The sequence below is a fragment of the Fertoeibacter niger genome (assembly GCF_009380135.2).
In the GTDB taxonomy this organism is placed as follows: domain Bacteria; phylum Pseudomonadota; class Alphaproteobacteria; order Rhodobacterales; family Rhodobacteraceae; genus Fertoeibacter; species Fertoeibacter niger.
On sequence record NZ_WHUT02000026.1, the window covers coordinates 1 to 9,013 of the forward strand.

Below are 9,013 nucleotides of genomic sequence, written 5' to 3' on the forward strand. Positions count from 1 at the left end.
GTCCTCAAGACGGTCCGGAAACAGCGTCACCTGATCCCGGTCTACCCCTTCAATGAAACCTGACATAAATGCACTCCTGTATCGCAGGAAGCATACCATATCTGGAGGTTTTCACACAGCCTCGGCCTATCGCATGGTTTCACAGAGGCGGTTCGAAGCGCAGTCGGCAGAGTTTGGCGATCACACAAATCTAGACTTTTGCAGATTTCATGAGCCTGCATCATTTCAAGAAGCCCGATTCGGTCTTTGGAACGCATTTGTTGGATCAGAGTTTTACGCTTCGGCAAGCTTTGAGAATGCCAGTTTTGGCCATGAAGGAAGCTTTGCGGCTGCGGCGTTCAACAGCGTTGTGAGTTTTCGTGGTTGTGTTTTTGAGGGCAGCGCGCCATTCTGTGGAGTGAGATTCTGCGAGTCTCCAGATTTTTCAGGCACCCAGTTCAAGGGCGAGACTGATTTCAGTCGAGCGACTTTTGCCAATGGAGCAATTTTTAAGGATGCGTGGTTCCCAGAAGCTGTTTATGTGCACAAATTGCCAAAGAAAATAATAGCTGCTATAAAAGAAGCCAACCATTCGAAATGGCCCCCAATTGGATAGCATAGTCAGCTGGGCGCTTTAATTTAGCTTAACTTTGTCAAAGTGCGGCCCGCAGTCCAAAGCAAGGTAAACAGCGGGAGATAGCCGAAGATTGTCAGCTTGCGCTCTAGGCCGATGATGGCCAGCAACTTGTAAGTCAAACGCCCCAACCTGACGCCTCCGGGCATCACCCCCGTATCGTATCCCCCGGTTGCAGTTTCGGCATCAGTTCCACCACCTCGCCCAGGCCCTGATGCGCGCGTTTCCCCGCGATGATTTCCGCTGCGATCTGGCCGATGTCCAGGCGGCAGGCGTCCATCGTGGCAAGGCGGCAGGGCAGGCCATCGAGCAGTTCCACGCCGTTGAAACCGGCAAGCCCCAGCCGGCCCGGCACCGCGATGCCCTTTGACAGGCAGGAAAGCAGCCCCCCTGCCCCGATCATGTCGTTGGAATAATACAGGAAATCGAGATCGGGCGAGCGGGCCAGCATCGCCTCGGTCATCTCGCGGCCTTTCAGCAGGGCCGATCCGCCGGAATAGAACTCGCGGTCTTCCAGCGCCAGACCGGCCTCGGCCAGCGCCTCTTCAAACCCGGCAAGGCGTTTGCGGGCGCGGTGGTCATGTGGCATCATCGTGCCCAGAAAGCCGATACGGCGGTAGCCTGCGGCGATGATCGCCTCGGCCATCTGGCGGCCCGCGCGGCGGTGAGAGATGCCCACGGCGGCATCCACCGGCGTGCCGTCGATATCCATGATCTCGACAATCGGGATGCCCGCGTTTTGCAGCATCGCCCGCGCGGCAGGGGTATGTTCCAGCCCGGCGATGATCACGCCCGAGGGCCGCCACGACAGCATTTCATACAGCACCGATTCCTCACGCTCGGGCGAGTAATTGGTCACGCCGACCACGGGTTGCAGGCCGGTATCCTCCAGCGTGTCGGAAATGCCGGTCATCACCTCGGGGAACACCATGTTCGACAGGGAAGGGATGATGACGGCCACAAGGTTGACCCGCTGGCTGGCCAGCGCGCCTGCGATCTTGTTGGGCACATAGCCCAGCGCACGTGCCGCCTCCAGCACCCGTTCGCGGGTGCCGCCCGACACGTCTCCCCGGTTGCGCAACACCCGGCTGACGGTCATCTCGCTGACCCCCGACGCCTCGGAAACATCGCGCAGGGTCAGCATGCGGCGCGGGGCGGGAAGCGGGATCTTGGCCAAGGGGACGACCTTTCATCGGGGGCGGAGTTCATTGTTAGCGCCAAAGGCGGGGCTTGTCCAAGGGCTGATGCTGGTGTATGTTACCGCTAACAGCACCATGCTGAGCCTATCCCGCGCGTCCTGCAAGCTCTCCAGCCCGGCGCAACGGACCTCAAGGGGGGGTGGTGGGCCAAATGTCACTCCCCCTTACTTTCCCGTTCACATGCCGGTCTGCCCCCGAAAACCCGGGTTGCGCCGAAGCGGATTTCGCAGCAATAAAGGCGCGTGGCTCCGTAGCTCAGCCGGATAGAGCGGCGGTTTCCTAAACCGTAGGCCGCGTGTTCGAATCACGCCGGAGTCACCACGTTTCTGTTGCTGACAGGACGGTTGGCGCCAGTGTTCCGGCGCAGTTCACACCTCATACCCCAGCCCGGCCGCTGCGATGGCGGCCTTGGCGCAGGCGATATCCTCGAAATCCTTCACGCCCGACACGCCGATGCCGCCCACCACGCGGCCCTGATGCACCAAGGGCAGCCCGCCGCCCCAGACCAGCAGGCGCGCGCGGTTCGTCAGGCCCTGCGCCAGCGCGGGCGATTCGCGCGCCTCGTCAAACAGGGCGGCAGAGGCGCGTTTCAGCGTGGCGGCGGTAAAGGCCTTGTCCAGCGCGAAATCCACCACGGGCACCGGCACGTCATCCATCCGCCACAACGCCAGCGGGGAACCTGTGGGTTCCACCACCGCCGCGCAGATCTGCCAGCCGTTGCGGGCTGCATGGGCCACCGCCTCGCGCACCAGAAGCATGGCCGTGTCGGATGAAATGACGGTTCTGGTGATGATCATGGCGGCCCCCCGGTTGCACGGCACCAGACATGGCGGGAAATCCGGGCTGCGTCCAGCAGCGTCGGCGGGCAGCGCGGCTTCGGGGGCAGTTGACGGCGCATGCCGCGCCGGGGAACATGCCGCAAATGGGGGGCAGGATGAAACAGGGCTACAAACACCTTCTGGCGGTGGCAGAGGCCGAGATTGCAACGGTCAGCCTGGCCGAGGCGGCAGACCTGCACGGCGACACGGCCACGCTGTTTGTCGATCTGCGCGACCGGCGCGAGCTGGAAAGGGAGGGGCGCATTCCCGGCGCGTTCCACTGCCCGCGCGGCATGCTGGAATTCTGGATCGACCCGGAAAGCCCCTATCACAAGCCTGTCTTCGCCGAGCCGCGACGCTTTGTGTTTTACTGTGCCAGCGCCTGGCGGTCGGCGCTGGCCACCAAGACCGCGCAGGACATGGGGCTGGCCCCGGTGGCGCATCTGGCGGGCGGGTTTTCGGCCTGGGCGGCGGCGGGCCTGCCGGTTGAACCGGTTGTTACTCCGCGATAGGACAGGCACGCAGCCTGTCGCCTTCTGGCGAGGCCTGAAACTCACCGTCCTGGTGTGCGCTGACCCTGCGTTTGCGGGTGAAGCAAGGCCGCCTGAATTTCCTGCGCCGCAGGGAACCTGAATCGTCGGGCGCCGTTGGTGCAAGTAAGGCAACATGGCAAGACGATTTGAGAGGGGCGTATGAAGCGATTTTCCTGCCCGACTTGCGGCAATGACGTGCATTTTGAGAATACCCAATGTCTGAGCTGCGGTGCTGCGCTGGTCTATGTGCCAGAGGCGCGGCAGATGCTGGTGTTGATTGGCGAGGCCTGCGCCAACCGTGCGGCCATCCATTGCAACTGGCCCGCCGTTGATGGCCCGCTGTGCGAATGCTGTGCCGCCACGGAAACGATCCCCGATCAGACCATCGCGGCCAACGCAACCCGCTGGTCGCGGATCGAAGAGGCCAAGCGACGGCTGTACTATTCGCTCATCAGCCTTGGCCTGCCGCGCGAGCAGGATGAGCTGGAATTGCGGTTCCGCCTGCTCGGTGATGTGCAGGAGGCTGACGGGTCGGTCAGCCCTGTGCTGACAGGGCATGAGGATGGCCTGATCACCCTGAACATCGCCGAGGCCGATGATGACGAGCGCGAGGCGCGGCGCCTGACCCTGGGAGAGCCTTACCGCACCGTCCTTGGCCATCTGCGGCATGAGGTGGGGCATTTCTATTGGGATGTGCTGGTGAAGGGCCGCGACGAGGCAGGCTTTACCGCGCTCTTTGGCGATGCCAGCCAGGACTATCAGCAGGCGCTGGAACGCCACTACGCGCAGGGCGCGCCCGTTGACTGGCCCGGGCATCATGTCAGCGCCTATGCCGCCGCCCATCCGTGGGAAGATTTCGCCGAAACCTGGGCGCATTACCTGCACATGGTGGACGGGCTGGAAACTGCCTCGCGGTTTGGGCTGGGGCCGCAGATCGACGCCTATCGGGGGGCTGACCCTGCCGAACTGGTTGCGGCCTGGATGCCGCTGTCAGTGGCGATGAACGAGATGAACCGGGCGATGGGCCAATCGGATTTCTACCCCTTTGTGCTGCCGGTGCCGGTCACGGAAAAGCTGGCCTATATCCACCGGCTGATCCACGGCTAGGGCCGGGGGGCATGCTGGTTGGTGCCGCCAGGCGTGCGCCTAGCGGAACACATCGCGGATTTCGGCATCCATCAGCGTCAGGCTGGCAGAGCCATCGGCCGTTTCGCGCAGCCGGTGCCAGCGGCGGTCAAGATAGATCAGCGATTCCGCCTCGGGGGCGCCGGGAGGTGTGCCGCAGGCGCCCTCCAGCAGTTCCGCGGTCACGACGGTTGCACCCTCGACCGGCAGGGTGCCGATGATGCGGGCGCGGAACCATGTGGCCACGGCGGTATAACGCGGCTCGCCGCCGGGCAGCCGTTCCCACGGGGCCGCACCGCCGAACCGGTCGGCCCCCGGCGTGGCCCCCAGCAGCGCCAGATCAAGATCGCCGTAGCGCAGCAGATGAATAACCATGCTGCCCGCCGCCAGCACCGCCACGGTGGCCCCCGACCGCGCCGACAGTGAAAAGGCCACGGTCGGCGGCGCGGCGCTGACGGATATCAGCGACGATACCGTCATCGCCACGGGGTTGCCGCCCGGGTCTGCAGCAATCACCGCCACCCCGGCAGGATGGCAGCGAAACGCCTCGCGAAAGGCGTGCGACAATTCGGTCATGGCGGGCCTCCTGCCGCCCCGCCGGTCAGTGCCAACCGGCGGGGCGTTGCCTTACTTCTTTTCGATCAGGTCGTAGAACTGCCATGCGCGGTCCGTCCACTGGCCACCGATCTCGCGCCCTGCCGAGGTGACGATAGAGGGCGCGATGGTGAAATGGTTCGCCGCCACCATCATGTCGCGGTAGGTGCGCTGGATGACACCGGCGCGCAGCCCCGCCCCGCCCGAAGCGCGATAGGCGAAATTGCACACCTCCACCCCCGCCTCGTGGATCTGCGATTTGGCCAGATGCACAAGGCTGATCTGACGGGTGGTCATCTGGCGGCCCGCCTCGGCGGTCGCCTCGATGTCGCCCCAGACCTCCATCACGAAGGCGCGGGCGGCGCGGTAGCTGGCTTCGGCCCGGCCATAGTCATGCCAGAACTTCTCGCTTTCACCCAACAGGCCCGCACGGCCGGATTTCGACCGGGCGAAACCGGCGATCTCATCCAGCATGCGGCGGCCCGCCCCCATGGCCCAGCCGGTATGGCCGATGGCCGCCAGCCCGACGATGCCAAGGCTGAACAGCTCTTTCAGGCGCTGCGGCGGGGCGGTCAGGATCGGGAACACCAGATCCTCGGCGATGAACACATCCTCGGCGGCATAGTCGATGGATCCGGTGCCTTTCAGCCCCAGCACATCCCAGTTGCCCATCTGCTTGTGTTCCGGGATCGGCGCATGGGCGCACATCACGATGACATTGCCCGCCTCGTCCTTGGCGGGTTTGCCGGTGCCGTCATCGACGAAACAGGCCGAATGCGACCATGTGGCATGGGAAAAGCCCGAGCCATAGGACCATTTCCCGGTAAGGGTATAGCCGCCTTCGGTCTTTTTCAGCATGCCCAGCGGCGCGCCCTGACCGGAAAAGCGGTTTTCGGTGCCCGGCGCGAACAGGCGTTCCACCGCAGAATCGGGCAGAAAGGCCGCCGACATGGCCCCGATGCAGCAATGCACCATCGACACCCAACCGGCCGAGCCTGACCAGCGGGTCACGGCCTCCAGCAGTTGCAGAACCTCGGTCGGGCGCATCTGCGCGCCGCCCAGTTCCTCGGTGGCCAGAAGATGCGACAGGCGCAGCGGGCGCAGCAGGGCAAAGCTTTCCGGTGTCAGTTCGCCTGCGGCGTCATCGGCTGCGGCATTCGCCTCCAGCTTGGGGCCGATCTTGGCAATCTCGGCCAGAATGTCGCGGTAATCGACGGTATTGCCCCAGTAGCCGTGTTTCATGGGCTTGTTCATGGTTGTCTCCTCCTTCGACGTTGCGGTTTCACGCGGCGAGAAAATCGCCGATCAGGGTCATGGTTTCGGGTTTTTCCTGCAGCACCAGATGGCCGGCATCGGGCACTGACAAAAGCCTGGCATCGGGCAGCGCATCCACCCACAGCGGGGCCTGGCCGGGTGGCAGCAGGCGGTCTTGGTCGCCCCAGACCACCAGCGCGGGGTTGGTGATGCGGGCCAGCATGCGGCGCAGGTTGGGATGGCCCATGCCGAAGGGCGCGCAGAGGCGGCCCACCGTTTCCCCCTCGCGCGCGCGATCGGCACCAAAGGCCTCGGCAGCGGCGGCATCGGTGCCGTCGGGGAAATAGCGCAGGGCCACCGTCACGTCATGGGTCATGTGGGCGGGGAAATCCTGCGGGGCGATGCCGCCCAGGGGCGTGGCCGGATGCGCGGGGTCGTTCAGCCCGGCAGGGGCCACCAGCACCACGCGGTCAAACTTTTCACGCGCCACGGCGGCCAGTTCGGTCGCCATCCAGCCGCCCATGGAAAAACCCATCAGATGCGGTTTTTCACCCAGATCCAGCGCATCCAGCAGGTTCAGGTAATGCACCAGCATGTCGGCCATGCCGCTGACATGCGGGGCCGGGCCGGAAAAGCCCATGCCCGGATGGCTGGGCAGCAGCACGCGGAAACGGTCGGCCAGACCGGCGGCAAAATCAAAGCCTTCCAGCGTGGCGGCACCGTGCAGGAACAGCAGCGGCTTGCCCGCGCCGATGGCCTTGACCACGGTGTTCACGCCGCCGATGTCATAGTCCAGCGTATCGAAAGTGACGGTCATTCTCGCTTCTCCTTCAGGAAAGTTCGGGCTGGATCAGCACTTTGCATTGGGTTGTGCGGCGGCGCAGGCTTTCGAACACCTGCGGCACCTGCGAAAGCCCGATGCGTTCGGTGATGATGCGCTGCGGAACGCCGCCCGCCAGCGCATCCAGCGCCACGCCGAATTCGTTGCGCTGATGGAAGAACACGGTGAAGATCAGGTCGATCTCTTTCGTCAGCGCCACGAAGGGATCCCATTCGTCGCCACCGATGCACAGGCCCACGCCCACCACCTTGCCTTGCAACCGCACGGTTTCGGTGGCGGCCTGCAACAGCCCGCGCTTGCCCACGCATTCGAACACGATGTCGGGCGGGCCTGCGCACAGATCGGCGATGTTTTCGGCCAGCCTGTCGCCTGACAGCGCGAAACCCGTGGCCCCCAGCACCATGGCACGGTCACGCTGATGGTCATGAATATCAGCCATCACCACGGAAGCGGCCCCCATCCGCCTCGCCCAGAAGGCCACCAGCAGGCCGATTGGCCCGGCACCGATGATCGCCACCCGGTCGCCCGGTTTCAGGCCGGCCCGCACCACGCAATGCAGCGCCACGGCCAAAGGCTCGGCCAGCGCGCCATCCGCCAGCGCGATGCCGGGCGGCAGGACGCGGCACTGGCGGGCGGCGACGGTGACATATTCGGCATAGCCGCCGCCGATCAGCACCATGGCGGGGCAGCGCGCCGGATCGCCCGAAAGGCAGCGCGCGCAATGCCCGCAGCCGCGCATCGGCACCACGGCCACGCCATCGCCGGGCCTCAGGTCGCGCACATCGGCACCGGTGGCCAACACCTCGCCCGCGATTTCATGGCCCAGCACGAAACCCGCGCCAATGCCAAAGGGCTTGGGGTCTTCGGTGATGTGCAGATCGCTGCCGCAAATGCCGCAGGCGGCCACGCGCAGCACAACCTCATCGGGGCCGGGGCTTGGGTCAGCTTGCGTGGCGATGCGCAGCGGGCTGGCCACCGCGTCGAAAAAGGCCGCTTTCATGGCCGGTCCTCCGATCCATAGGTCAGATGGCGGCGGATGGGGAACCATGGCGCATCCCAGCGTTTCGATACCGCGCCCCAGATGCCACCCCGCGCGTAAAGCGCCACCAGCACCGTCATCACCCCCAGCACCACGAAATAGCTGGCGCCATATTCGCCGAACCAGCGGTCGGCGATGAAATAGATCAGCGAGCCGATCAGCACCCCCTCGATGGAGGCGATGCCGCCCACCATCACGATGAAGATCGCCACATTCGCCCACATCGGATCAAAGGCCGAGGGCGGGTTGATGCGCAGTTGCGCCATGAAGTAAACCGCGCCCGCCAGACCGCAGCCCACCGCCGCCGCCACATAGATCATGAATCGCAGCCGCCGCACGTTCACACCCTGGCTGGCTGCCGCCACCGGATTGTCGCGCATGGCGATCAGTGCCAGCCCATAGCGCGACCTGAGGAACCAGTAGCTGCCGCCGATGGTGGACAGGATCAGCAGGGCACACAGCCATGACATCGCGATGTTGCGGTCAAAGGCCGAATAATCCTTCATCACGTTCAGCGACATGCCCGCGCCCGCGTTCAGAAACCCCATGTTCGATGCAACCAGCCGGAACACCTCGGCCACCACCCAGGTGCCGATGGCGAAATAGGGGCCATCCAGCCGGTGAAGCAGCATGTAGCAGGGCACGGCCAGAATGGCAGGCACCAGCAGCGACAGGAATATGGCCAGAAACGGGTTTACCCCAAAGGTCTGCGCCAGCACGAACAGCGCATAGCCTGCCGCCCCCATGAATGCCTGCTGGCCCACCGACACCAGCCCGGCATAGCCCGCCAGCATGTTCCACATCTGCGCCACGGCGATGTAGCAGCACAGCTCCAGCACGGTGCGGATGGTGCCGGTCTTGGCCCACCAGGGCATCGCCGCCAGCGCGATCACGGCCAGCACGAACAGCACCATGGCGACGCGCCCCGAATTGGTCTGGCGGCGCACCGTCACCTCGGGCAGGGCAGGAAGCGGCATGGCGGAAGAGAGGGAAGCGG

10 protein-coding genes and 1 tRNA gene are annotated in these 9,013 nt (G+C 64.7%); 4 read left to right on the top strand and 7 right to left on the bottom strand.

All coding sequences use genetic code 11. The features are described 5' to 3' along the window. Positions 1-52: 52 nt before the first annotated feature. The gene (locus GEU84_RS20805) at positions 53-595 is read left to right on the top strand and encodes a pentapeptide repeat-containing protein (protein WP_152828816.1); all 543 of its coding nucleotides are present in this window, start codon (positions 53-55) and stop codon (positions 593-595) included. 166 nt (positions 596-761) lie between these two features. Here GEU84_RS20805 and GEU84_RS20810 read toward each other — a convergent pair whose 3' ends face one another. Next, a complete protein-coding gene (locus GEU84_RS20810) occupies positions 762-1,757 on the bottom strand; it encodes a LacI family DNA-binding transcriptional regulator (protein ID WP_277604990.1) in 996 nt (331 codons plus the stop codon). Positions 1,758-2,056: 299 nt separating this feature from the next. On the opposite strand from GEU84_RS20810, the gene GEU84_RS20815 reads away from it, so the two are divergent. Continuing rightward, positions 2,057-2,133 (top strand) — tRNA-Arg (locus GEU84_RS20815). 47 nt (positions 2,134-2,180) lie between these two features. Here the strand turns inward: GEU84_RS20815 and GEU84_RS20820 are convergent. Beyond that, on the bottom strand, positions 2,181-2,609 hold the full coding sequence (locus GEU84_RS20820; RefSeq protein WP_152828814.1) for a GlcG/HbpS family heme-binding protein: 429 nt from the start codon (positions 2,607-2,609) through the stop codon (positions 2,181-2,183). Between the two features lie 137 nt (positions 2,610-2,746). Here GEU84_RS20820 and GEU84_RS20825 point away from each other — a divergent pair, with 137 nt between their 5' ends. Together GEU84_RS20825 and GEU84_RS20830 are read left to right on the top strand one after the other, a co-directional pair. Then, positions 2,747-3,142: a rhodanese-like domain-containing protein gene (locus GEU84_RS20825; RefSeq protein ID WP_152828813.1), complete on the top strand. Its 396-nt coding sequence runs from the start codon at positions 2,747-2,749 to the stop codon at positions 3,140-3,142. Positions 3,143-3,322: 180 nt separating this feature from the next. Then, positions 3,323-4,270, top strand: a complete 948-nt coding sequence (locus GEU84_RS20830; protein WP_152828812.1) for a zinc-binding metallopeptidase family protein — start codon at positions 3,323-3,325, stop codon at positions 4,268-4,270. Positions 4,271-4,309: 39 nt separating this feature from the next. Here the strand turns inward: GEU84_RS20830 and GEU84_RS20835 are convergent, their stop codons facing one another. The 5 genes from GEU84_RS20835 to GEU84_RS20855 all read right to left on the bottom strand — a co-directional run. Beyond that, positions 4,310-4,864 (bottom strand): flavin reductase family protein, encoded by a 555-nt coding sequence (locus tag GEU84_RS20835; protein WP_152828811.1) that lies wholly within the window; start codon positions 4,862-4,864, stop codon positions 4,310-4,312. A 51-nt stretch (positions 4,865-4,915) separates the two neighbouring features. Continuing rightward, positions 4,916-6,136, bottom strand: coding sequence for an acyl-CoA dehydrogenase family protein (locus GEU84_RS20840; RefSeq protein WP_152828810.1), 1,221 nt, complete (start codon positions 6,134-6,136; stop codon positions 4,916-4,918). Between the two features lie 28 nt (positions 6,137-6,164). Then, positions 6,165-6,953: an alpha/beta fold hydrolase gene (locus GEU84_RS20845; protein WP_152828809.1), complete on the bottom strand. Its 789-nt coding sequence runs from the start codon at positions 6,951-6,953 to the stop codon at positions 6,165-6,167. Positions 6,954-6,966: 13 nt separating this feature from the next. Beyond that, positions 6,967-7,977, bottom strand: a complete 1,011-nt coding sequence (locus GEU84_RS20850; RefSeq protein ID WP_152828808.1) for a zinc-dependent alcohol dehydrogenase — start codon at positions 7,975-7,977, stop codon at positions 6,967-6,969. Next, positions 7,974-9,013, bottom strand: a 1,040-nt coding sequence (locus GEU84_RS20855; RefSeq protein WP_338144855.1) for a branched-chain amino acid ABC transporter permease, incomplete at its 5' end; no start/stop codon positions are given. The genes GEU84_RS20855 and GEU84_RS20850, both read right to left, overlap by 4 nt.

What these genes read in the sequence shown, in the direction of transcription:
- GEU84_RS20840 (WP_152828810.1), bottom strand. Translation starts at nt 6,136, where the DNA reads ATGAACAAGCCCATGAAACACGGCTACTGGGGCAATACCGTCGATTAC.
- GEU84_RS20825 (WP_152828813.1), top strand. Translation starts at nt 2,747, where the DNA reads ATGAAACAGGGCTACAAACACCTTCTGGCGGTGGCAGAGGCCGAGATT.
- GEU84_RS20820 (WP_152828814.1), bottom strand. Translation starts at nt 2,609, where the DNA reads ATGATCATCACCAGAACCGTCATTTCATCCGACACGGCCATGCTTCTG.
- GEU84_RS20830 (WP_152828812.1), top strand. Translation starts at nt 3,323, where the DNA reads ATGAAGCGATTTTCCTGCCCGACTTGCGGCAATGACGTGCATTTTGAG.
- GEU84_RS20810 (WP_277604990.1), bottom strand. Translation starts at nt 1,757, where the DNA reads ATGCTGACCCTGCGCGATGTTTCCGAGGCGTCGGGGGTCAGCGAGATG.
- GEU84_RS20845 (WP_152828809.1), bottom strand. Translation starts at nt 6,953, where the DNA reads ATGACCGTCACTTTCGATACGCTGGACTATGACATCGGCGGCGTGAAC.
- GEU84_RS20835 (WP_152828811.1), bottom strand. Translation starts at nt 4,864, where the DNA reads ATGACCGAATTGTCGCACGCCTTTCGCGAGGCGTTTCGCTGCCATCCT.
- GEU84_RS20805 (WP_152828816.1), top strand. Translation starts at nt 53, where the DNA reads ATGAAACCTGACATAAATGCACTCCTGTATCGCAGGAAGCATACCATA.
- GEU84_RS20850 (WP_152828808.1), bottom strand. Translation starts at nt 7,977, where the DNA reads ATGAAAGCGGCCTTTTTCGACGCGGTGGCCAGCCCGCTGCGCATCGCC.